The sequence below is a fragment of the Sinorhizobium sp. genome, from assembly GCF_059070375.1.
Genome location: NZ_JCACWC010000003.1, coordinates 1331777 through 1355071 on the forward strand (window position 1 = coordinate 1331777; position 23295 = coordinate 1355071).

General features: G+C 62.2%; 20 protein-coding genes and 3 tRNA genes. 20 read left to right on the forward strand and 3 right to left on the reverse strand.

Annotated features, from left to right (window positions below; all coding sequences use genetic code 11):
* Positions 1 to 157: 157 nt before the first annotated feature.
* Positions 158 to 430 carry a DNA-binding protein HupB gene (gene hupB, locus AC5J09_RS18395; protein WP_003531811.1) on the forward strand — a complete coding sequence of 91 codons (273 nt, stop codon included), beginning with the start codon at positions 158 to 160 and terminating at the stop codon, positions 428 to 430.
* A gap of 230 nt (positions 431 to 660) precedes the next feature.
* On the forward strand, positions 661 to 2853 hold the full coding sequence (locus tag AC5J09_RS18400) for an esterase-like activity of phytase family protein (RefSeq protein WP_494298176.1): 2193 nt from the start codon (positions 661 to 663) through the stop codon (positions 2851 to 2853).
* 70 nt (positions 2854 to 2923) lie between these two features.
* Here AC5J09_RS18400 and AC5J09_RS18405 read toward each other — a convergent pair whose 3' ends face one another.
* Positions 2924 to 3397, reverse strand: a complete 474-nt coding sequence (locus tag AC5J09_RS18405; RefSeq protein ID WP_494298177.1) for a MarR family winged helix-turn-helix transcriptional regulator — start codon at positions 3395 to 3397, stop codon at positions 2924 to 2926.
* Between the two features lie 252 nt (positions 3398 to 3649).
* Here AC5J09_RS18405 and AC5J09_RS18410 point away from each other — a divergent pair, with 252 nt between their 5' ends.
* The 6 genes from AC5J09_RS18410 (at position 3650) to AC5J09_RS18435 (ending at position 10725) form a co-directional block, all read left to right on the forward strand.
* Entirely contained in the window at positions 3650 to 4942 is a 1293-nt protein-coding gene (locus tag AC5J09_RS18410; protein ID WP_494298178.1) for a metallophosphoesterase family protein, read from the forward strand.
* Positions 4942 to 8403, forward strand: a complete 3462-nt coding sequence (locus AC5J09_RS18415) for an ATP-binding protein (RefSeq protein ID WP_494298179.1) — start codon at positions 4942 to 4944, stop codon at positions 8401 to 8403. Before AC5J09_RS18410 ends, AC5J09_RS18415 begins: the two co-directional genes overlap by 1 nt.
* Positions 8404 to 8491: 88 nt before the next feature.
* Positions 8492 to 8890, forward strand: coding sequence for a (R)-mandelonitrile lyase (locus tag AC5J09_RS18420; protein ID WP_275596463.1), 399 nt, complete (start codon positions 8492 to 8494; stop codon positions 8888 to 8890).
* A 524-nt stretch (positions 8891 to 9414) separates the two neighbouring features.
* Positions 9415 to 9810: a hypothetical protein gene (locus tag AC5J09_RS18425; RefSeq protein WP_494298180.1), complete on the forward strand. Its 396-nt coding sequence runs from the start codon at positions 9415 to 9417 to the stop codon at positions 9808 to 9810.
* Positions 9811 to 9828: 18 nt separating this feature from the next.
* Positions 9829 to 10314 carry a hypothetical protein gene (locus tag AC5J09_RS18430; RefSeq protein WP_494298181.1) on the forward strand — a complete coding sequence of 162 codons (486 nt, stop codon included), beginning with the start codon at positions 9829 to 9831 and terminating at the stop codon, positions 10312 to 10314.
* A 60-nt stretch (positions 10315 to 10374) separates the two neighbouring features.
* Positions 10375 to 10725, forward strand: a complete 351-nt coding sequence (locus AC5J09_RS18435; RefSeq protein ID WP_494298182.1) for a hypothetical protein — start codon at positions 10375 to 10377, stop codon at positions 10723 to 10725.
* A gap of 622 nt (positions 10726 to 11347) precedes the next feature.
* Here AC5J09_RS18435 and AC5J09_RS18440 read toward each other — a convergent pair.
* Positions 11348 to 12904: a site-specific integrase gene (locus AC5J09_RS18440; protein WP_494298183.1), complete on the reverse strand. Its 1557-nt coding sequence runs from the start codon at positions 12902 to 12904 to the stop codon at positions 11348 to 11350.
* A gap of 92 nt (positions 12905 to 12996) precedes the next feature.
* Positions 12997 to 13072: transfer RNA gene (locus AC5J09_RS18445), tRNA-Val, on the reverse strand.
* A 442-nt stretch (positions 13073 to 13514) separates the two neighbouring features.
* Here AC5J09_RS18445 and AC5J09_RS18450 point away from each other — a divergent pair.
* From AC5J09_RS18450 to nuoH, 12 genes are all read left to right on the forward strand, one after another.
* Positions 13515 to 13591, forward strand: a tRNA-Asp gene (locus tag AC5J09_RS18450).
* A gap of 69 nt (positions 13592 to 13660) precedes the next feature.
* Positions 13661 to 13737, forward strand: a tRNA-Asp gene (locus AC5J09_RS18455).
* 301 nt (positions 13738 to 14038) lie between these two features.
* A complete protein-coding gene (locus AC5J09_RS18460) occupies positions 14039 to 14404 on the forward strand; it encodes an NADH-quinone oxidoreductase subunit A (protein WP_018094842.1) in 366 nt (121 codons plus the stop codon).
* Positions 14395 to 14973 carry a NuoB/complex I 20 kDa subunit family protein gene (locus AC5J09_RS18465; protein ID WP_003531828.1) on the forward strand — a complete coding sequence of 193 codons (579 nt, stop codon included), beginning with the start codon at positions 14395 to 14397 and terminating at the stop codon, positions 14971 to 14973. The genes AC5J09_RS18460 and AC5J09_RS18465 overlap by 10 nt, the downstream gene beginning before the upstream one ends.
* A gap of 17 nt (positions 14974 to 14990) precedes the next feature.
* Positions 14991 to 15596: an NADH-quinone oxidoreductase subunit C gene (locus AC5J09_RS18470; RefSeq protein WP_018094843.1), complete on the forward strand. Its 606-nt coding sequence runs from the start codon at positions 14991 to 14993 to the stop codon at positions 15594 to 15596.
* A 56-nt stretch (positions 15597 to 15652) separates the two neighbouring features.
* Positions 15653 to 16843 carry an NADH-quinone oxidoreductase subunit D gene (locus tag AC5J09_RS18475; protein WP_018094844.1) on the forward strand — a complete coding sequence of 397 codons (1191 nt, stop codon included), beginning with the start codon at positions 15653 to 15655 and terminating at the stop codon, positions 16841 to 16843.
* Positions 16843 to 17097 carry a hypothetical protein gene (locus AC5J09_RS18480; protein ID WP_018094845.1) on the forward strand — a complete coding sequence of 85 codons (255 nt, stop codon included), beginning with the start codon at positions 16843 to 16845 and terminating at the stop codon, positions 17095 to 17097. The genes AC5J09_RS18475 and AC5J09_RS18480 overlap by 1 nt, the downstream gene beginning before the upstream one ends.
* A 16-nt stretch (positions 17098 to 17113) precedes the next feature.
* Positions 17114 to 17938 (forward strand): NADH-quinone oxidoreductase subunit NuoE, encoded by an 825-nt coding sequence (nuoE, locus tag AC5J09_RS18485; RefSeq protein ID WP_100672194.1) that lies wholly within the window; start codon positions 17114 to 17116, stop codon positions 17936 to 17938.
* Between the two features lie 14 nt (positions 17939 to 17952).
* Positions 17953 to 19257: an NADH-quinone oxidoreductase subunit NuoF gene (nuoF, locus tag AC5J09_RS18490; RefSeq protein ID WP_018094847.1), complete on the forward strand. Its 1305-nt coding sequence runs from the start codon at positions 17953 to 17955 to the stop codon at positions 19255 to 19257.
* A 6-nt stretch (positions 19258 to 19263) separates the two neighbouring features.
* Entirely contained in the window at positions 19264 to 19905 is a 642-nt protein-coding gene (locus AC5J09_RS18495) for a helix-hairpin-helix domain-containing protein (protein ID WP_494298184.1), read from the forward strand.
* Between the two features lie 200 nt (positions 19906 to 20105).
* The gene (gene nuoG / locus AC5J09_RS18500) at positions 20106 to 22187 is read left to right on the forward strand and encodes an NADH-quinone oxidoreductase subunit NuoG (RefSeq protein ID WP_411932856.1); all 2082 of its coding nucleotides are present in this window, start codon (positions 20106 to 20108) and stop codon (positions 22185 to 22187) included.
* Positions 22188 to 22207: 20 nt separating this feature from the next.
* Positions 22208 to 23251 (forward strand): NADH-quinone oxidoreductase subunit NuoH, encoded by a 1044-nt coding sequence (gene nuoH / locus AC5J09_RS18505; RefSeq protein WP_018094850.1) that lies wholly within the window; start codon positions 22208 to 22210, stop codon positions 23249 to 23251.
* Positions 23252 to 23295: the final 44 nt, after the last annotated feature.

Consider the following 23295-nt stretch of genomic DNA (forward strand, 5'->3'; position numbering starts at 1 on the left):
CCGGCGTTCTGCCGGTCTTTTTTGTTGTAAAAGCACGCTGCAACCCTTGCATTCCAAGGGATTAGGCGCAATTGGGAATGGCAAGACGTGGGCATTGCTTTCGCAGCCCCGCCTTAAGAAGACAGTCGTTTCGAACCAGCATGAAAGGGGTGGAAACATGAACAAAAATGAGCTCGTGGCTGCCGTAGCCGACAAGGCCGGACTCTCGAAGGCAGATGCGTCTTCTGCCGTTGATGCAGTTTTTGAGACCATTCAGGGCGAACTGAAGAACGGCGGCGACATCCGCCTCGTCGGATTCGGCAATTTCTCCGTATCGCGCCGCGAAGCCAGCAAGGGCCGCAACCCGTCGACGGGTGCGGAAGTTGACATCCCGGCACGCAACGTGCCGAAGTTCACGGCCGGCAAGGGCCTCAAGGACGCCGTCAACTAATTTACCGATGGAGCGGCGGGTGCCTCCGTCCGCTACTGGTTCATGTTCCATCTGTCGCGATACCGCCCAGGCGGCATTCGGCAGGTTGATTGGGGCCCGGTCATCCGGGCCTCTTTTCATTCCGGCTTTCCCTGTCATCCGGCTGTTACAGGACAGTTGCAAAAGCCTCCCGTCCGACGTTTTCGGACGCACGCGGTAGCGCAACGGCGTGCCGCGACAAGGAGGGACAGATGAAAGCAATTTCCATCACCACGGCATTGGCCGCGGCACTTGCCGCATCGACGGCATCGGTCGTTCAGGCCGAACAGGTATTCAATCGCATCGCATCCTTTGCGGTGGCCACGAATTTGCCCGAGGGAGCCGAGCGGAACGCCCCGACATCGGCCGAAATCATCACCGCAAGCGAAGACGGCAATACGCTGATCTATTCCGACAGTCCCGGCAAACGCATCGGTTTCATCGACATCACCGACGCCAGGGCGCCTGAGGCAGGCGGTATCGTCTCATTCGACGGGGAGCCGACTTCGGTTGCGGTAGCCGGTGCCAAAGCGCTCGTTGCCGTCAACACGAGCGAAAGCTTTACCAATCCGTCCGGCGTGCTCGCCGTGGTCGACATTGCCGGCAGGGAGGTGGATGCCACCTGCGATCTCGGTGGCCAGCCGGACTCGGTGGCCGTGAACAAGGATCGGACGCTTGCCGCAATCGCGATCGAGAACGAGCGCGACGAGGACGTCAATGACGGGCAGATCCCTCAGATGCCTGCAGGAGATCTCGTGATCCTGTCGCTGAAGGACGGGGCGGCCGATTGCGCGACCATCAAGCATGTGACGCTGACCGGTCTCGCCGAGGTCGCCGGCGACGATCCCGAGCCGGAATTCGTAGCCTTCAACGGCCGGGACGAGATTGCGCTCACCCTCCAGGAGAACAACCACATCGTCATCATCGACGGTAAGTCCGCAACCGTGAAGACGCATTTCCCTGCGGGCACGGTCGATCTCCAAGGTATCGACACAAAGCGCGACGGCTCCATCGCCTTTACCGGCGAGCAGGCGGGCCGCAAGCGCGAGCCCGATGCGATCAAGTGGCTCGACGACGATCGCCTGGTCGTCGCCAATGAGGGCGATTATGAGGGCGGGAGCCGCGGCTTCACGATCTTCGACACGACCGGGAAGGTCCTCTACGAATCGGGAGCAGCCTTCGAACACGCTGTCGCGTCGATCGGCCACTATCCGGAAAAGCGTTCTTCGGCGAAGGGCGTCGAACCGGAAGGGCTTGAAATGGCGCAATTCGGCGAAGACAAGCTCTTCTTCGTTCTTTCGGAACGCGCCTCGATCGTCGGCGTCTACAAGGATACGGGCGGCGAACCGGAGCTCGTGCAGCTTCTGCCCTCCGGCGTTTCCCCCGAGGGCGCTGTCGCCATTCCCGGGCGCAACCTGTTTGCGACCGCGAACGAGGTCGATCTCGTCGAAGACGGCGGGGCGCGGGCGCATGTCATGATCTACGAGCGCGGGGAAGGGGAGGCTGCCTATCCGCAGATCCGTTCCGTGGAGAAGGACGGGCTACCCATCGGCTTCGGGGCGCTTTCCGGCCTTGCCGCTGCCGACAAGCCCGGCTTCCTGCATGCGGTCAATGATTCAGTCTACTCGTCGCAGCCGACCATCTTCACGATCGACGCTACGCAGAAGCCCGCTTTGATCACGGAAGCCCTGCCGGTCACCCGTGACGGCGCTCCCGCCCAGAAGCTCGACGTCGAAGGCATCGCCATTGACGGCGAAGGCGGCTTCTGGCTCGCTTCGGAAGGCAACTCCGACAAGCTCTACAGCCATGCGCTGCTGCATGTGAACAGGAAGGGCGAGATCAAGCAGGAGATCGCACTACCGGAGGAGTTGCGCGCCAGCGAGATCCGCTACGGCTTCGAAGGCATAGCGGTCGTGGACGAAGGGGACGATCAGGTTCTCTGGATGGCTGTGCAGCGCGAATGGAAGGATGACGAGAAGGGCTTCGTCAAGCTCGTCTCCTACAAGCCGTCGAGCAAGGAATGGGGCGCCGTGCGCTATCCGCTTGAAAAGGCGGAGGAAGGCTGGGTCGGCCTGTCGGAAATCTCCGTTCATGGAGCCTACGCCTATATTCTCGAGCGTGACAATCTGGTCGGCGAAGCCGCCAAGCTCAAGAGGCTCTACCGCGTCGCGCTTGCGGATCTCAAACCCGGGGCACTCGGCGGGGCACTGCCTGTCGTGAACAAGGAAGAGGTGCGCGACCTCATTCCGGACCTGCAGTCGCTGAACGGCTATGTCGTCGACAAGGTCGAAGGCTTTGCAATCGACGCGGCCGGCAACGGTTATGTCGTCACCGACAATGACGGCGTCGACGACTCCTCCGGCGAAACGCTGTTCTTCTCCATAGGCGCGATGGACGCCATGTAAGCGTCCGATACGGAGAAAACGAAAAAGGCCGGGACATGATGTCCCGGCCTCCTGATTCTTGACACGGCGTTCAGCGCGCGACGGCTATCTCCGTCGCTTCCGCTTCTTCCTTGCGCTTGCGGATATCGTCGGTTTTCTCGACGAGTTTGCTGACGATATCGTACAACTGGTCCAGTTGCTCGTCATCGAGCGCCGAAAAGATCTCTTCGATGAGCTGCTTGCGCGGATGTTCTGCAGCCTGAAGAACGGTCCGGCCGGTCTCTGTTATGGAGACGATCTTTGCGCGGCGATCCTCGGGGTCGGGTTTTCTCATGACCAGACGGTCGCGTTCCAGTCCGTCGATCGCCTCGGTCACTGTTCGCGGAGCGAAATTCAGCGCACAGGCTATGTCGGTAGACCGACAGGGTCCGAGCTTGCTCAGGAAGAACAGGAACTTGCTCCTGGCAAGCGATACGCCTTCCTCCGTCATGGACTCGTTCACCAGACGATGAACGCGATGGTAGAGCTCGAACAGCTTATCGGAAACCTCGAATGTCTTCTTCATGACCTTATGAGTTATTATGAGGGGCCATGTGAAATGGCAGTGACATTATTGATAGTCACAATTGCCGCATTTGTCGACCAAAACCACCTAAAACTTGGGAATGACCGGCGGCGACAAGAAACGCGCCCTGGTCGCGATGCCGTTGTTTGCGAAGCGAAGAGTTGTCGGCGGCGCGTCGCAACGCTGCCGGCGTTCAAGCATTCCGTGGATACCCGGTCCTGCAGCCATTGACGAAAGCGGCGGCGCCGGGTCATGGTCCGCCCGGCCATGCCCTTCAGATTTGTTCACACCGCAGACCTCCATCTCGATTCGCCCTTGCGCAGCCTGGCACTCCGGAATGCGGAGCTTGCCGGCCTCGTTCGAAGCGCGACGCGCGATGCGCTCGTCCGCATCGTCGATCTCTGCATTGCCGAAAGGGTCGATGCGCTTTTGATCGCCGGCGATCTCTATGACGGCAGCCAGACCTCCATGAACACGGCGCTCTTCCTGGCGGCCGAGCTTCGGCGGCTCGACGAGGCCGGCATCGGGACGTTCATCATTCGCGGCAATCACGATGCCCAGTCGCAGGTGACGCGCGAACTCACCCTGCCGTCTTCGGTGCATGTATTTGCCGGCCGGAGCAGGGCGGTTCATGTCAAGACGCTTGCGAACGGCCGCACGGTGCACATCCACGGCGTGAGCTTTGCCGATCCGCACGCGCCGGAAAGCCTGCTGCCCCAGTTCCATCCGCCGGTCGCCGGCGGCATCAATATCGGCATGCTGCATACCAGTCTCTCCGGATCCGCGGCCCACGACCCTTACGCGCCCTGCAGCGTCGCCGAGCTTCAGCGGCACGGTTTCGATTATTGGGCGCTCGGTCATGTCCATCAGCGGCAGGTGCACTGCGAAAAGCCCTGCATCGTCATGCCCGGCATGCCGCAGGGCCGAGACATCAACGAAGCGGGGACGAAGGGCGTCACGATCGTGACGATCGACGATGAAGGGCTGGTTGCGCTGGATGACCGGCCGACCGGCACCGCCGCGTTCGAGCGACACGAGATCGACGTGAGCGGGATTGCGGACTGGCGCGACATGCTGGATGCGGTGGGCCGTGAATTGATCCGCCTTCGAAAGAACATGGCGGCGGACAATCTGATCCTGCGCTTGACGCTGACCGGCGCGACGCCGCTTGCCTGGCGCCTCAGGCGCGACGCGGATCTCCTGGAAGCGGAGATCGTCAACATCGCGGCCGGGATCGGCGGATGCTGGATCGAGAAGACGGAATTGGGCTGCCAGGCAATCGGCAATGCGGAGCAAAGTGCGGCCGACCCGGTCGGCGAACTGGCGGCACTCGTCGAAAACGACGTTCTGCCCTCCTTCGGCTTTCGCGGCGAGCTGAGCGGAGTTGCCAAGGAGCTCCTGCAGCAACTGCCGCCTGAACTCAGGCAGGTGCTGGCGAGCGACGAGGAGGCGCTGGAGCGGCTGGCGCTGGAGGCAGCACTTGCGGGGAGTGCGGATGTGCTGGCGCATCTTCACGGCCGTGCCGGCGCCGGAGGCATCGACTGATGCGGCTTCAGCGACTGGAGCTCGTCCGCTACGGGAAATTCACGGAGCGGCATCTCGATTTCGGTGAGGCGAGGCTGGGCGAGCCGGATTTTCACCTCATCTACGGCCCGAACGAAGCCGGCAAGTCGACCCTCTTTTCCGGCTTCCTCGACCTCGTCTTCGGCATCGAACGTTCGAGCCCCTACGGCTTCCTGCATCCCTATCACACGATGCGGATCGGCGGCATCGTCGCGGCCGGTAACCGCCTGCATCACGCCTACCGCATCAAGCGCAACGCCAACAGCCTGATCGGCCCCGACGAGCAGCCGCTGCCCGATGGCCTGTTTTCCACAGCCCTCGGCTCGATCGACCGGGCAACCTACAGCACGATGTTCTCGCTCGACGACGACAGCATCGAAGAGGGCGGGGAAGCCATACTGAAGAGCGAGGGCGAGCTGGGGTCTCTCCTGTTTTCCGCGAGTTCCGGTTTGCCGGACAGCACCGCCGTGCTTGCCGGGCTTCGAGCCCAAGCGGATTCTTTCTTCCGCCCGCAGGCGCGCAAGCACCAGCTCGCCGAACTGAAGGCGGAGCTCGACGCGCTGAAGGCGGAGCGGAACGCGGTCGACGTGAATGCACGCGAATACGCAGCACTCCGCAAGGCCCTGGCGAGCATGCGCGCACGCCACGAGGCAGCGGCGAGACAGCGCAACGAGTTGCGTGCCGACCGGGACCGGATGCGGGCTCAGCGCGACGCCCTGCCGCTTCTCGCGCGGCTTCGCGGCGTGCGGCAGGAGCTTGCCGGGCGGGACCCGTTGCCGGTGCCGCCGGCCGAGTGGCAGGAGGAATTGCCGGTTCTTCGCCGCAGCGATGCGGAAATCGCCGCGCGGCTCCGGCAATTGCACGAGGAACTCACCCGGCGGCGCGAAGAGCTTGCCGGGCTGCCTCGCGACGAGCAGGCGCTGGCGATCGCGGAACGGTTCGGGGCTCTGCGCGAAAGCGCACTCGAAGCCCGCTATCTCACGGCGGACCGCGACATGCCGGCTCGTCTGGAGGAACTGGCGAAGACGGCCGCCGAGATCGATGCCTGTTTGATCCGCCTGGGCGAGGCGGGCAATCCCGATCTGGCCTCGCTCCTGCTGCCGGCGGCGCGCGCCCTCCGACTGCAGGATCTGGTGCGCCGGCACGCAAGCCTTTCGGAAAGGCTGGCAGCGGCGCGAGAGGAGATGGAAACCGCGGAAGGGAACCACGGCGACGCCGAGCGCGAAGTTGCCCGGCTGAAGGAGGGGACGGCCGACCCGGCGTTCCTCGCCGAACGCGTGCATCTTCTCCGGCAGAGCGACTGCCTTTTGCGCCAGCAGTCATCGGCAAGGGAGATCGACCGGCTCGATGCCGCCATATGCGACCGACTGGATGAATTGCGGCCTTTCGCCGGCACGATCGACGATCTGGCCGCGCTTCCCGCTCCGGCACCGCCCGTCGTGGAAGCGTGGCGGGCCGAGGACCACGCCGAGGCGGAGCGGCGCTTGCGCCTCGGCGACAGGATCGCCGACGAAAGCGAACGCCAGGCCGGAGACGAGGCGCGCCTTGCCGCCATTGCGGCCAATGGCGGCGTCGTGGACGACGCGACCGTTTGCGAACTGAGGCGCCGCCGCAATACTGCCTGGCAGCGCCATCGTGCCGGTCTGGACGAGCAGACGGCGATCGCATTCGAGACGGCACTGCACGAGCATGATGCAACCACGGCGCTTCGGCTTGCCCAGGCGGAGCGCGTGGCCGAGATACGCAGCCTCACGCTGGCCGTGACCGAGCGGCGCGCCCGCCTGCAGTCGCTGGACGTGCAAAGGAAAGCCGCGGAGGAGCGGCGGCAGAGGCTGAACGCCGAGATCGGCGCCGCCGCACGCGCCTGTGGCTTGCCCTGCATAACGGGGCTGCCCCAGTTGGAGGCGTGGCTTGCCGCCCGCGCATCCGCGCTCGAATTGCGCATGGAACTTCGCACTGCGCTGAAGGAGCGCGACCGGGCGGTCGCCGAAGAGAAGGCGGCGGTCTGCAGTCTTCGGGCGGAGCTGGCGCGGCTCGGGATGACCGATGCGCTGCCGGAGCGCCTCGACGCATTGCTCGCGGTAGCGGAACTTGTCTCCTCCCGAGCGGAGGCCGCATCCACTGCTTGCCGGAATGCCGTGGCGCAGCTCCAACGCGCCTCGGAGGCGCTCGAAAAGCGGCGGACCGCTTTTGCGGCCGCGGAGGCTGCGATGGCATCCTGGTGCGGGGAATGGGACGAGGCGCTCGCCGGCACGTGGCTTTCCCGGCAGGTGGAGCGCCCGCTGCCGCAGGAAATCGGTCCCGTGCTCGCCGTGCTTCAGAACCTCGACAAGCTGATGCAGAAGAAAGCGGAGCTCGATCATCGCGTGGCGGGGATGCGCAGGGATCAGGCGGCCTTCACGGAAAACGTCGTCGGCGTGGCCGCCGCACTGGGCGAAGAACGGGCCGGCGATGTCCTCACGCTCTTTTCCGCGGTGCGCGACCGCGTTGCCGCCGCACTTCAGAAGGAGGAGCGCCGTCTGGCGCTTCAAGGCAATATCGAGCGCATGGAGGAGAGCCTCGACGCGCTGCGCGCCGAGGAGCGACTTCACGCCGCCAACAGGCAGAGGGTCCTCGACTTCTTCGGCTGCGGGACTCTCGACGAAGCGGCCGCCTGCCTGGAAGCCACCCGCGAAGAGCAGCGGCTGCGACAGCGATGCTCGGAAATGGAAAGCGATCTGGCCGCGCGGCTCGGCGTCGCCAGCGCCGCCGAGGCCGAAGCGCTGCTCGCCGAACTCGACGACCGGGAACTCGGGCTGGAACTGGCGCGGCTGGAGGAGGCGATCGAGGCGGCCGACCGGGATGTCAGCGAGCTGCACGCCGATGTCAGGACCCGGGAGAGGGCGCTTGCCGCCGTCGAGGGCGGCGACCGGGTGGCGGAGCTCGAACAGCGGCGCCGCACGCTGCTTCTCGACATCGAGAGCAAGGCGATCGGCTATCTCCGCCTGCGCGCGGGCGTGATCGCCGCCGAACAGGCGCTCAGGCTGTTTCGCGAGCGCCACCGCAGCGCCATGATGCAACGCGCCTCGCGAACCTTCATGCATATCAGCGGCGGCGAATATTCCGGTCTCTCGACGCAAGCCGACAAGGGCCAGGAATTCCTCATAGCAAATACCGCCGCCGGCGGATCGAAGCTCGCCCGCGATCTTTCCAAGGGCACGCGCTTCCAGCTCTATCTCGCGCTCAGGATCGCCGGCTACCACGAAGTCGCGGCGACGCGGGAAACGCTGCCCTTCATCGCCGACGACATCATGGAAACCTTCGACGACGGCCGCGCCGGCCGCGCCTTCGAGCTGATGGCGGAAATGGCCGATGTCGGACAGGTGATCTATCTGACCCACCACGAGCACCTTTGCGACATTGCGCGGAGCGCCTGCCCGGGCGTGACGATCCATCGGTTGTAGCCGCTTGCCGGAAAGAGGTAAGCTGCATGCGCCTTGCCCCTGCATCACCCGTCGGCTGGCCCGGCGAAGTCCCTCAAAGGAGGCTCCAATGGATATCTTCGAATGCGGATCGAGACCCTCGGCGCATGGCCCGGCCGAGTATTTCACCGGCTCCGTTCGCGTGGACCCGGCCTTCGAGGCACCGTCACCCGCACGGGTACGCGGCGCGACCGTGACTTTCGAGCCCGGCGCGCGCACCGCCTGGCACACGCACCCGCTCGGCCAGACCCTGATCGTCACCGCAGGCCGCGGCCTCGCGCAGAGCTGGGGCGGGGAGCCGCGCGAGATCCGCGCCGGCGACGTCGTCTGGTTCCCGCCGGGAGAAAAGCACTGGCATGGCGCCGCGCCGGAAACGGGAATGACGCATATCGCAATTCAGGAGGCGCTCGACGGCAAGGCGGTGGACTGGCTCGAACATGTGACGGAGGAGCAGTATCGGGGCGGGTAAGCTTGCGCGGCTCCGAATGACTGGAGCGTTCAGTGCTGCATTGATGACTGACGGCGCCGTCGTCTCCCTCATGCCTGTGCTCGTTACAGCAATCCGGAAGCGCCGCACCTTCGGCGCGGTAGAGTTTTTCAGCCCAGGACTGGCCTGGCTAGTCCCTGGCGCAGAAATGACGGTCGAAGGGCGTGCGCTACGCAGGGCAGCGCGGCGTCCGGAATCGCTGTGGCTTCAAAGCGGTGAGGCGGCTCGCAAGAGAAACCTGCGCAAAACACTGCCTGACATATGCAAGAAATGGTGGGCGATGAGAGACTCGAAAACTCAAATCTCTCATCATGGGGACAACTAAGCATTTCAAATATAATCTATATTAGAAGAATAGGATAAAACGTTTTGTGACGTTGTGACGGTCCGAATTTTGGGACCGGGCAGGGAGTTATCCACAGGTTCAGCCCAACAGCGGAGACTTGCAAAGCTAAAAATCCACAACTAAGGTTTGCGCACCGCTAACCTTCCCGTGAAGATTCCTCATGAAAACCAAACTGCTAATGTTTGCCGCCGCCCTGGCGCTGTCCGGGTGCGTAACCCAAGAGCAATTTGACAAGGTGATGGCGACACAACGTCCACCTAGCGCGGCCGAAAGGGCAGCGATAGTGAGCGCCGCGCGTGACTATTTCGTAGACCCTTATTCCATCCGCGATGCTGAGATATCGAGCGTTGTGCGGCTGAACGATCAGGGGCTTGAGGCGGTTTGCGTGAAGGCAAACGCCAAGAACCGCATGGGCGGTTATACGGGCCGCACGGCAACGTCTGTCCGCCTTCTGAAGGGAAAGCCGATGAGCACGCTTGAAAACGCGCCAGCATGTGCCATGCCGCAGATGCGCTATCAGCGGTTCCCTGAGCTTGAAAATCTTAGCAACATCTAAATTTAAAGGCGAACCTTAATGGGAATATTTGAGATCAAGGCTGACAAGGGCGCTTTTATTGGGCGGGGTGAAAAGGTCAGGCGTCTTACGGAACAGACGGACTTCTATCTGTTCGCGAAAACAAAGGATGATGCAAAGAAGCTGGCGATTCAGTATATCGGCGACAGAATCGGCCACTCTTCGAATATTCAGAATCACGCGATCTTTGACACTATCGATGGATGGGTGCAAAGGGCCGGTGAAAGTGAATACCTGAGCGCTATTGAAGAGATTGTCATCGAGGCCGCGCCTTTTATTGGAACGATCAACGTCGAAGGCTTTGCGGTCATCTCTCCAGAGCACGAGGGCGACGACGCGTTAATAGTTTCGCTCTCCGAAGATAATCGGAAAAGAACCCTCGTTGAGACGATCTACAACAGGGAAAAAGGCGCGGTTGAATGGCGTGACGACATGACGGCATTCAATGTCGCTGGACTCGCCAGAGCGATACAAAACCTCTTTTAGTGACAGTAGCCCGCCATGATCAGCCGGTCTGCGCATTAGAATCCGCATATGAAGAATCTCATGAAACACAAAATGCTAATGCTCGTCATGCTTATAGTCGTCGGTCCGGCATTAGCCCAGGCTGACGACAATAAGCAGCGCCGGCTCCATGAGAATGCTCGCAACTGCCTCTTAGATCAACTTTACGTCAGGGCCGAGGATCCACGGTGCTTCTCGAAATGGACGATTCGCATGGAGGTCTATGATAAGGCGTGCAAGGGGCCGATCGACATCTACTTCAACTACAGGCGTGAAATAGCAAAGGATACCCCGCAAATGCTTGAAGCTCTGCGGGCCTCGTGGCTGGAATACTGGAACGACTATATGGACAGTGAAATTTACGCGATCCAGAAGAAAAATGGCTGTTTTTGATCCACAAATGATTGCCCGCCGATCTTCACCGGCGGGCTTCTGTTAGGCTGGCGAATCGCGGCTACGCTTCGTCAATCTTCACGATGCTTCCCGGACTCGTCGCGCTTCAGACCATATGAGGTCAACAAGCCGTCAAAGGCTTCCAAGGGCTTTCTTTGCACTCGAAACAAAGCCAGCAAAACTCATGCGGTCCTTCCTCAATCAACTTGAGGAAGATTCTCCCATAGCGAAACTTGTTTCGCAAGCGAAATGATATGTAATAACGTAACAATTTGCGAATCGCCGCTGTGGACGCCGACAAAATGTCGGTCAAGGTCTTGGAAAAAATGCAATTCGTATTAGGGTGCCGGATAAGAACCCGATGGCGGTTCTATCGTGGTCCGGGGAGCCATCCCACGGGCACAAGTGCGAGGCAGTGACTTTAAGGCGTTGCAGCGCCGGTCACTGTCTCCCATCGCGTAGGCAACAACCAATAACCGTGAATCGCCTGAAAGCGTCAAGGGGTGGTTTGTGACGGAAGTTTTGAGCGCGCGTTTGTTGTGTTGACGGGTTGTGGAATACGGGGACGCCGCATTTAACCATCCGCGACGTGCGTCTTCCTCAATTCCCACCCTATCGTTGATTAGATCGCAATCGCTTCAATTCGGTCCATTGCAGCAGCCAAACCGGGAAGCATGACATCACTTCGGCCATATAGCTCTTGTGAACGGCCATCTGCGCGCCCGGTCATGTAGTTTCGAGCATCTTCCGGCACGCCGTCTCGGCGGCAGAAGTCTTCAAATAGGTGCCGCCAGCCGTGGTTAGGCGAGAGTTCGGGCCGCTTGTCGAACGGTATGAAGCCGCGAACCCATGTGCTGATACGGGGTTGGATAAGAACCGCGTCCTTGGTATCGCCCCTGAACAACCGCCCCGGCTTCGCTGCGTTCACAAAATCAAGCAAGCCTTCTTCGGCAAGCGCCTTATGAACCGGGATGCGGCGTTCACTACTGGCCGTCTTCAAAGAGCGCGCGCCAACGGTGGTCACCTTCCAGAACCATCGGTCACCCACTTCAAAGAAGTCTTCCTTGCGGAGATTTCCGGCCTCACTGACGCGCATTCCCGAATAGGCGCACAGCCAGGGTATCCAGCGGAACATAGGCTTCTCTTCCTTGCGCGCTGCGGCAAGCACAAGCTTCGCCTCATCCATCGTGAATGCGCGGAGATAGGAAGGTAGTGTTGTGTAATCAGGGGCTTTGATGCCATTGAGCGGGTTGCCAGCCGGGAAGAAGTTTGCGGGGTCGTTCTGTCTTCCCCAATTCATCACCGTGCGAACGTTTTGAACCATGGCCTTCACGGTGCGATTGCTGAGTTCGCCCGCGTCCTGCAAAGACTCAATCCAGCCTTTCCCCTCTGCGGCGGTAACGGTCAGGGCGTTCTTGCTCTTGCGCCACTTCGCGAACGCGGCGCAATGATCGCGATACTTCTTTTCGGTGCGATGGGGCAGGGGCTTGGCGTTCTTGCCCCGTGCCCGGCGCTTAACCTCGTCATCTATTATATTGTCAAAGGTGACCGGGGCCGGTGCGTCTTCGGGTAGGGGCGGGGCCTTTGCTAAGATCGGGTGTGATGGCTGGCCGGTAAAGTCGCCTTCGTTGCGCTCGTCCTCGCGGCGCATGGCCTCGTAGGATGCAACACAAAGCGCCTGCGCCAGCGCTCGCCATTCGCTCGTCCCTTTGACTGCACTAGTGTTGCCAGCCAGCCGGGCACGTTCGAGGCGAGCGCCTACAAGCTCCTGCAGCTCGTTATCAGAAAGCTTACCCGCGAAGCCGTTGCGGAAGCGCCGTGCCTCATCAGGATCGGGCTCGATCCGGGCATAACGGGAATCGTGCGCCCGCAGCTCTGCATCAAAGTCAATTTGGTTCTGGTAGTCGCGAAGCGCGATCTGCTGCGCTGTGAGCGGGTAGGAGGGCTGTTTCGCCTTCTGGCCGGTCGCCGCCTCATGCTTCTCGCGCGCTATACCAATCTGCCGCTGTATCGACGCGACCGCTGCGGCGTGATTGCGAAGGGCCGTGCGCCGGTCGCCGCCAAGCTGAATTTCGAGTTCCGTCTTGCCGTCGAGATAGGGCCGGAGATAGGGCGGAACGACAATCCGCGCCGAGTAGCGTCCGTTTCGTTCTTTCCAGTGCCGGATATTGCCAGCCATTCGAAAACCCACTTTGTGACGTGTTTTGTGACGTCAATATGGGCGGAAAGCCTTGTAACGCAAGGGCTTCCAACGATTTCAAACGGAAAGAATGGTGGGCGATGAGAGACTCGAACTCCCGACATCCTCGGTGTAAACGAGGCGCTCTACCAACTGAGCTAATCGCCCTATCGCGTTGCCGGACGAGTGTCCGCCGCGTCGGTGGGCGTGATCTATGCGTAACCGGCGAAAACCGCAAGAGCGTTCGAGCGATTTTTTCGAATTTTTTATCGCGGACCGGGGCACCCGTCAGGAAGTCTGTGGACAAATTGGGCGGCGAAGGGAGGCGGCTGGCGAGGCAGGCGGCGCATTGTTGGTCGCTCCGCTGCGCCCGCATATAAAGGAAGGGCGAGCCCCCGAGGGGGTGAGGGCGTGCTCACCCTTTGGTGCGCGCTTTCGCAGACGGCAAAATCCTTGCCTGAAGCCATGCTGTGGACCAAAAAACGTTCCGTCACCGATTTGTTTTCAATCGCGCTTGACACCCCAAAGCGAACCGCTTAGTTAGCCGCTCATCGAACGGCAAGGCCGCTTCGGGCAGGGGCGCGCGAGCGCGTCTGGAAGGTCAAGAGATGCGGGTGTAGCTCAGTCGGTTAGAGTGCCGGCCTGTCACGCCGGAGGTCGCGGGTTCGAGCCCCGTCACTCGCGCCACTCTTGAAAGAATGCGGCATTCTCAAAAAGTGCCGATGATGAGATAATGGCCAGCGATGGCCATAATGCGCGGGTGTAGCTCAGTCGGTTAGAGTGCCGGCCTGTCACGCCGGAGGTCGCGGGTTCGAGCCCCGTCACTCGCGCCATTCTCTTCTCAAGTGGCCGTCTCCCCCTAATTGTGCTTCCTTTTTTGCATTGCGGCAAAGTGCCTCGCCGCGGAATTCCTGGCGCCGGGAGGCCCGGCTTCCCGCGATTGCGCGCCTTGCCGCGCATCCTGCGGTGGGCGCATCCCCGCTATGCGCTGCGAACCGGTTTAAATGCCCCTTCGAGGCTTGCGCCCGGGCGCCGGCTGCGCTAACCACTCTGGCGTTGCAACATGCTTTTCGGCCTGCGGCATTCTTCGTTGAAGCGCTTTCATGGCGCCCTCCGCAGGCAGGGACGGATAAAATGACAGAACTTCTCGGTTCCTACGTACCGATCGCGATTTTCATTGGGATCGCGCTGGTGATCGGCCTCGCACTTCTGGTCGCTCCTTTCGCCGTCGCCTTCAAGGCGCCTGATTCGGAAAAACTGTCGGCTTACGAGTGCGGCTTCAATGCGTTCGACGATGCCCGCATGAAGTTCGACGTCCGCTTCTATCTCGTGTCGATCCTTTTCATCATCTTCGATCTCGAGGTCGCCTTCCTCTTCCCCTGGGCGGTTTCGTTCAAGGAGTTGGGCTGGTTCGGCTTCTGGTCGATGATGGTCTTCCTTCTGGTCCTGACGGTCGGCTTTATCTATGAATGGAAGAAGGGAGCGCTGGAATGGAATTAGCATCCGGCACCACGCTCGTTGCGCCGCAGCCCAAGGGTATCCTCGATCCCGCGACCGGCAAGCCGATCGGCAGCAATGACGCGTTCTTCGGCGAGATCAACAACGAGCTCGCCGACAAGGGCTTTCTCGTCACCTCGACCGACGAGCTGATCAACTGGGCCCGCACCGGTTCGCTGATGTGGATGACTTTCGGTCTCGCCTGCTGCGCGGTCGAAATGATGCAGATGTCGATGCCGCGTTACGATGCCGAACGCTTCGGCTTTGCGCCGCGCGCCTCGCCTCGCCAGTCCGACGTCATGATCGTCGCCGGCACGCTGACCAACAAGATGGCGCCGGCCTTGCGCAAGGTCTATGACCAGATGCCCGAGCCGCGTTACGTGATCTCGATGGGATCCTGCGCCAATGGCGGCGGCTACTATCACTATTCCTATTCGGTTGTGCGCGGCTGCGACCGCGTCGTGCCCGTCGACATCTATGTGCCAGGCTGTCCTCCCACGGCAGAAGCGCTGCTTTACGGCGTGCTTCTGCTGCAGAAGAAGATCCGCCGGACCGGCACGATCGAGCGCTAAGGGCAGGGGAACTTAAGATGAGTGAAGCCCTGAACGAGCTTGCCTCCTATCTTCGCGAGGCGCGTGGCGCGCTGATCGCCGATGCGGAGGTCAAATACGGCGAACTGACGCTGACGGCGAAAGCCGAGAACCTCGTCGCGCTCCTGACTTTCCTGCGCGACGACGTCCAGTGTGGTTTCGTCAGCTTCATCGATGTCTGCGGGGTCGATTATCCGCAGCGCCCGGACCGCTTCGATGTCGTCTATCATCTTCTCTCACCGCGCCAGAACCAGCGCGTCCGCGTGAAGGTTGCGACCGGCGAGAACGAGCCTGTCCCCTCGGCGACGTCGGTCTATCCCGGCGCCGACTGGTTCGAGCGCGAAGCCTACGACATGTACGGCATCCTCTTCACCGGTCACCCGGATCTGAGGCGCATCCTGACGGACTACGGCTTCGAAGGCTATCCGCTGCGCAAGGACTTCCCGCTGACCGGTTTCGTCGAGGTGCGTTACGACAACGAGGCCAAGCGCGTCGTCTACGAACCCGTCGAGCTGAAGCAGGAATTCCGCAATTTCGACTTTCTTTCGCCCTGGGAAGGCACGGAATACGTGCTGCCCGGTGACGAAAAGGCGAGACCACGCTGAATTAAGTCGGCCCGCGGCGATCCGCGAAGGACGCCATCCGGCCTGGAGCAATCGGTATGACCGAACATAACGTCCGCAACTTCAACATCAACTTCGGCCCGCAGCATCCGGCGGCGCACGGCGTTCTGCGTCTGGTGCTGGAGCTTGACGGCGAAATCGTCGAGCGCGTCGATCCGCATATCGGCCTCCTGCATCGCGGCACGGAAAAGCTGATCGAGGCCAAGACCTATCTGCAGGCGATACCCTATTTCGACCGGCTCGACTATGTCGCGCCGATGAACCAGGAGCACGCCTTCGCGCTTGCGGTCGAAAGATTGACCGGTACGCAGGTGCCGGTCCGCGGCCAGCTGATCCGCGTTCTCTATTCGGAGATCGGCCGGATCCTGTCGCATCTCCTCAACGTGACGACTCAAGCCATGGATGTCGGCGCGCTCACGCCGCCGCTCTGGGGCTTCGAGGAGCGCGAGAAGCTGATGGTCTTTTACGAGCGGGCCTGCGGCGCGCGCATGCACGCGGCCTATTTCCGTCCGGGCGGCGTGCATCAGGACCTGCCGCACCAGCTGGTCGAAGATATCGGCAACTGGATCGACCCGTTCCTCAAGACCGTCGACGATATCGACGAGCTTCTGACCGGCAACCGCATCTTCAAGCAGCGCAACGTCGATATCGGCGTCGTCAGCCTCGAGGACGCCTGGGCCTGGGGTTTCTCGGGCGTGATGGTGCGCGGCTCGGGGGCGGCCTGGGATCTGCGCCGTTCGCAGCCCTATGAATGCTATTCCGACCTGGAGTTCGACATTCCGATCGGCAAGAACGGCGACTGCTTCGACCGCTATCTGATCCGCATGATCGAGATGCGCCAGTCGGCGCGTATCATGCGCCAGTGCGTCGACCGTCTGCTCGGCGATGCCAAAATCGGTCCGGTCTCCTCGCTCGACGGCAAGATCGTGCCTCCGAAGCGCGGCGAGATGAAGCGGTCGATGGAGGCGCTGATCCATCACTTCAAGCTCTATACCGAGGGCTATCACGTGCCGGCCGGGGAGGTCTACGCCGCGGTCGAGGCGCCCAAGGGCGAGTTCGGCGTCTATCTGGTCTCCGACGGCACCAACAAGCCGTATCGCTGCAAGATCCGCGCTCCGGGTTACGCGCATCTTCAGGCGATGGACTTCCTCTGTCGCGGACACCAGCTTGCCGACGTTTCGGCCGTGCTGGGCTCCCTCGATATCGTTTTCGGCGAGGTGGATCGCTGATGCGTCTGGTGCCGCTCGTCGCCGTCGGACTTCTTGCGCTCGCCTCCGGGGCCTCGGCCCAGGAGGACGTCGGCAGCGAGTCATCCGCAGCGCTCAGGGGCGGCACCATGCCGGCGCTCCTGTCGAGGGGTTACGAGATCAAGGCAGCCGTCAACAACGGCGCGCGTTACATCGTGTTTTTGCAGAAAGACCAGTCAGCCTATGCCTGCGAATTTGTCTCGCTGACGAAATCGCGGTGCGGTTCGATTAACTGATAAGGTGTCCACTAGAATGTCCGTTCGTCGACTAGCCGAAGACACAGTCCAGCCAGCGGCCTTCGCGTTCAGCAAGGAAAACGCTGCCTGGGCCGAGGCAACGATCAAGAAATATCCCGAGGGCCGCGAGCAGTCGGCGGTCATCCCCCTGCTGATGCGTGCTCAGGAGCAGGATGGCTGGGTGACGAGGGCGGCGATCGAGTCGGTCGCCGACATGCTCGGCATGGCCTATATCCGCGTTCTCGAAGTCGCCACCTTCTATACGCAATTCCAGCTGCAGCCGGTCGGAACGCGTGCCCATGTCCAGGTCTGCGGCACCACGCCCTGCATGCTGCGCGGCGCCGAAGACCTGATCAGGATCTGCAAGAAGAAGATCGCCAGCGAACCGTTCACCCTCAACGAGGGCGGCACGCTTTCCTGGGAAGAGGTCGAATGTCAGGGCGCCTGCGTCAACGCGCCGATGGTCATGATCTTCAAGGACACGTTCGAGGATCTGACGCCGGAGCGGCTCGAGGAGATCATCGACCGCTTCGAGGCCGGCAAGGGGGCGGAAGTCGTGCCGGGTCCGCAGATCGACCGCATCTATTCCGCGCCGATCGGCGGCCTGACGACGCTGCAGGGGCCCGAGCCGGTCGAAGAGAAGAAGAAATCGGTCCGCAAGTCGAAGGACGAACAGGCGGTGAGCGTGCCTCCGTCGAATGCGGCAAAGCCTTCGACCGCGACGGACGTTACCAATCCGACCTTGAAGACGCCGGCCACCGCCAGGAAGGCGGCAGCGAAGAACGTCAAGATCGAAGGTGAAACGGTCGATAAGTCGAAGCCCGCGAAGAAGCCGCGGTGAAGAGGTGATACCCCATGCTTAGAGATGAAGATCGCATCTTTACCAACATCTACGGCCTCAAGGACAAGTCGCTGAGGGGCGCGATGGCGCGCGGCCATTGGGACGGCACGAAGCAGTTCCTCGAGAAGGGCCGCGACTGGATCATCAACGAGGTGAAGGCCTCCGGCCTGCGCGGCCGCGGCGGCGCCGGCTTCCCGACCGGTCTCAAATGGTCCTTCATGCCGAAGGAAAGCGACGGGCGCCCGCATTACCTCGTCGTCAATGCCGACGAGTCCGAGCCCGGTACCTGCAAGGACCGCGACATCATGCGCCACGATCCGCACACGCTGATCGAAGGCTGCGTGATTGCGAGCTTCGCCATGGGTGCGCATGCCGCCTATATCTACGTGCGCGGCGAGTTCATCCGCGAGCGCGAAGCGCTGCAGGCGGCGATCGACGAATGCTACGAATACGGCCTGCTCGGCCGGAACAACAAGCTCGGCTACGACATCGACATTTACGTGCATCACGGTGCCGGCGCCTATATCTGCGGCGAAGAGACGGCGCTGCTCGAAAGCCTCGAAGGCAAGAAGGGCCAGCCGCGCCTGAAGCCGCCTTTCCCGGCGAATATGGGCCTTTATGGCTGCCCGACGACGGTCAACAATGTCGAGTCGATCGCGGTGACGCCGACCATCCTGCGCCGCGGCGCCGGCTGGTATACGAGCTTCGGCCGGCCCAATAACCACGGCACCAAGCTCTATTCGGTTTCCGGCCACGTCAATCGCCCGTGCACGGTCGAGGACGCGATGTCGATCCCGTTCCACGAGCTGATCGAGAAGCACTGCGGCGGCATTCGCGGCGGCTGGGACAACCTGCTGGCGGTCATCCCCGGCGGCTCGTCGGTTCCCTGCGTGCCCGGCGCGCAGATGAAGGACGCGATCATGGATTATGACGGCCTGCGCGAGCTGGGCTCGGGCCTAGGCACGGCTGCCGTCATCGTCATGGACAAGTCGACCGACATCATCAAGGCGATCTGGCGGCTGTCGGCCTTCTACAAGCACGAGAGCTGCGGCCAGTGCACGCCCTGCCGCGAAGGCACGGGCTGGATGATGCGCGTCATGGAGCGCATGGTGCAGGGCCGCGCCCAGAAGCGCGAGATCGACATGCTCTTCGACGTGACGAAGCAGGTCGAGGGCCACACGATCTGCGCGCTCGGCGATGCGGCGGCATGGCCGATCCAGGGCCTTATCAAGCATTTCCGTCCGGAAATGGAGAAGCGGATCGACGAATACACGCGCAATGCGACCTCGCATGGCGCCGTGTTGGAGGCGGCGGAGTAAGAAACCATGGCTGGGGCACGCAAGGACGGACAGGAGAGGACAGCCGCGAGCGCGGCCGGTTCATTCGCATGGCCTCAGGGCGCCGACCCGGCCGATCCTTTCGGCATGGGCGAATGGATGAAGAACCTGTCGAACGCCGGCTTGCCGAGCGTCGGATTGCATCCGTTGATGGCGCATCCGGCGGCGGCCGTCGCGGCAGCGACGGCTCTTGGCTTCGGTCTGTCCAGTCACATCGCCGGCATGATGTTCGGCGCGATGCAGGGGGCGGCCAGCACGCTCAGGAAGAGCGTCGCCGCGCCCGATCAGGCGGAGATCTCCAAGCCTGCTCCGGTCGCAAGGCCGCAAAAGGCAGCGTTGCGGAAAGCTCCGGTCTCCGCGGGCGAGACGCGCAAACCGCGCAGACCCGTCAAGCGGGCTGCGGCACCGGCGGCAGGCCTCGCAAACGACGACCTGAAGCAAATCTCCGGCATCGGCCCCAAGCTCGAGCAGGTGCTGAACGGCAGGGGCATATTCCGCTTCGCCGACATCGCCGCCCTGAGCAAGGCCGACATGGAGCGACTGGATAGCGAACTCGGCCTTGCCGGCCGCGGCGTCCGCGACGATTGGATCGGGCAGGCAAAGGCGCTCACGGGAGCGCGAGAGAAATAACGTGACGACCGTGCGGTGGTCACGGCAAGCGGCGAGACCGTGAAGGAATTGTCCGTTGCCTACTGCATGTTTCCTTTAATCGTAGCCGATTAAAGGAAACTCGCAGCAAACCAAAGTGCTGCAGCGGCCCTTGCGCGCCAGATCAAGACGCGCGGCGCTGTAGAAGAGCAGACGGACTGAAGACAGGATTGAGTACGAAGATGGCAAAGCTGAAAGTCGACGGAAAAGAGATCGAGGTCCCGGATCATTTCACGCTGCTTCAGGCATGCGAGGAGGCCGGCGCCGAGGTTCCGCGCTTCTGTTTCCATGAGCGGCTTTCGGTTGCCGGCAACTGCCGCATGTGTCTGATCGAGGTCAAGGGCGGCCCCCCCAAGCCGGCGGCCTCCTGCGCCATGGGCGTGCGCGACCTTCGTCCCGGTCCGAACGGCGAGGTGCCGGAAGTCTTCACGACCACGCCGATGGTCAAGAAGGCGCGCGAAGGCGTCATGGAGTTCCTGCTCATCAATCACCCGCTCGACTGCCCGATCTGCGACCAGGGCGGCGAATGCGACCTGCAGGACCAGGCGATGGCCTTCGGCATTGACAGCTCGCGCTATCAGGAAAACAAGCGCGCGGTCGAGGACAAGTATATCGGTCCGCTCGTCAAGACGGTGATGAACCGCTGCATCCACTGCACGCGCTGCGTCCGGTTCACGACGGAAGTCGCCGGCATCGCCGAACTCGGCCTGATCGGCCGCGGCGAGGATGCCGAGATCACCACTTATCTCGAACAGGCGATGACCTCGGAACTGCAGGGCAACGTCGTCGACCTGTGCCCGGTCGGCGCGCTGACCTCGAAGCCCTTCTCCTTCACCGCGCGCCCGTGGGAGCTCGGCAAGACCGAATCGATCGATGTCATGGACGCGGTCGGCTCTGCCATCCGCGTCGATACGCGCGGTCGCGAAGTCATGCGGATCATGCCGCGCGTCAACGAGGAGATCAACGAAGAGTGGATCTCCGACAAGACGCGCTTCATCTGGGACGGGCTGAAGACGCAGCGCCTGGATCGCCCCTATGTCAAGAAGGATGGACGCCTGCAGCCGGCAAGCTGGGGCGAAGCCTTCCAGGCGATCAAGACCGCCGTTGCCGGCACGTCGGGCGACAGGATCGGCGCGATCGCCGGCGATCTCGCTTCGGTCGAGGAAATGTACGCTCTGAAGGAGCTCGTCTCCTCGCTCGGCTCGGCGAACCTCGACTGCCGGCAGGACGGCGCAGCGCTCGATCCGTCGTTCGGCCGTTCGAGCTACATCTTCAACCCGACGATCCAGGGCATCGAAAGCGCCGATGCACTGCTCATCATCGGCTCGAATCCGCGCTTCGAGGCGTCGGTCCTCAATGCCCGCATCCGCAAGCGCTACCGCATGGCCAACTTCCCCATCGGTGTGATCGGCGAGGCGGGTGAGCTTCGTTACGAATACGAATATCTGGGTGCGGGTACCGACACGCTCGCCGAACTCGTTTCCGGCAAGGGGACGTTCTTCGCAACGCTGGAAAAGGCCGCGCGTCCGCTGATCATCGTCGGCCAGGGCGCCTTGGCAGGGGAGGGCGGTGCGGCCGTTCTCGCCAATGCGGCGAAGCTCGCCGCTGCCGTTGGTGCGGTGAACGCCGAGTGGAACGGTTTTGCCGTGCTTCACAGCGCGGCCGCCCGCGTCGGCGGTCTCGATCTCGGCTTCGTGCCTGGTCAGGGCGGCAAGTCGGCGGGCGAAATGGCCGACGCCATGGATGTCCTTTTCCTGCTGGGGGCCGACGAAATCGATCTCTCGGCCAAGAAGGCCGGCTTCACCGTTTACATCGGCTCGCACGGCGACAACGGCGCGCATGCGGCGGATGTCATTCTTCCCGGCGCGACCTACACGGAAAAGTCCGGCACCTGGGTCAATACCGAAGGGCGCGTCCAGATGGGCAACCGCGCCGCTTTCGCACCGGGTGAAGCCCGCGAGGACTGGGCGATCATCCGCGCGCTTTCCGACGTGCTCGGCAGGAAGCTGCCTTTCGACTCGCTCGGCGAATTGCGCGCGAAGCTCTATGCGGCCTATCCGCATTTCGCCGCAGTCGACGAGATCGCCGCCGGCGGCAGCGACGAAATTGCCGCACTTGCACAAAAAGCCGGTGCGATGGCGAAATCCGTGTTTGCGTCTCCGGTCAAAGACTTCTATTTGACGAACCCGATAGCGCGCGCATCCGCCGTCATGGCCGAATGCTCGGCCCTGGCGCGCAACAATTTCAAAGCTGCCGCGGAATGAGCGCGAGGGAATAGAGCATCATGGACGCTTTCTTTTCGACCTATGTCTGGCCCACGGCCATCATGATCGGCCAGTCGCTCCTGCTTCTGGTCGCGCTGCTGCTTTTCATCGCCTATATCCTGCTCGCCGACCGTAAGATCTGGGCGGCCGTGCAGCTTCGCCGCGGACCTAACGTCGTCGGCCCATGGGGGCTGTTCCAGTCCTTCGCCGACCTTTTGAAATTCGTCTTCAAGGAGCCGGTCATTCCGGCCGGCGCCAACAAGACGATCTTTCTGCTCGCCCCGCTCGTTTCCGTGACGCTGGCGCTCGCCGCCTGGGCGGTCATTCCGCTCAATGCGAACTGGGTGATCGCGAACATCAATGTCGGCATCCTCTTCGTCTTCGCCATATCTTCTCTCGAGGTTTATGGCATCATCATGGGCGGTTGGGCGTCGAACTCGAAATATCCCTTCCTCGGCGCATTGCGCTCCGCGGCGCAGATGGTGTCCTACGAGGTCTCGATCGGTTTCGTCATCGTCACCGTGCTGCTCTGCGTCGGCTCGCTCAATCTGACGGACATCGTAAACGCGCAGAACGACGGCGTCGGCACCATGCTCGGCCTGCCTGCCTCGTTCCTCGACTGGCACTGGCTGTCGCTCTTCCCGATGTTCATCATCTTCTTCATCTCGGCGCTCGCCGAGACGAACCGTCCGCCCTTCGACCTTCCGGAAGCCGAATCGGAACTCGTCGCCGGCTTCATGGTCGAATACGGCTCGACCCCGTACATGATGTTCATGCTCGGCGAGTACGCGGCGATCTGCCTGATGTGTGCGCTGACGACGATTCTGTTCCTCGGCGGCTGGCTGCCTCCGGTCGACATCTGGCTCCTGAACTGGGTCCCGGGCATCATCTGGTTCGTGCTGAAGGCGTCGCTGGTGTTCTTCATGTTCGCCATGGTGAAAGCCTTCGTCCCGCGCTATCGCTACGACCAGCTGATGCGCCTCGGCTGGAAGGTCTTCCTGCCGCTTTCGCTGGCGATGGTCGTCATCGTCGCATTCGTTCTGAAGCTGACGGGCTGGGCATGATGGCCGCTCACGCTTCGCTGCATACCGCCGGTTTCTCCGCAACC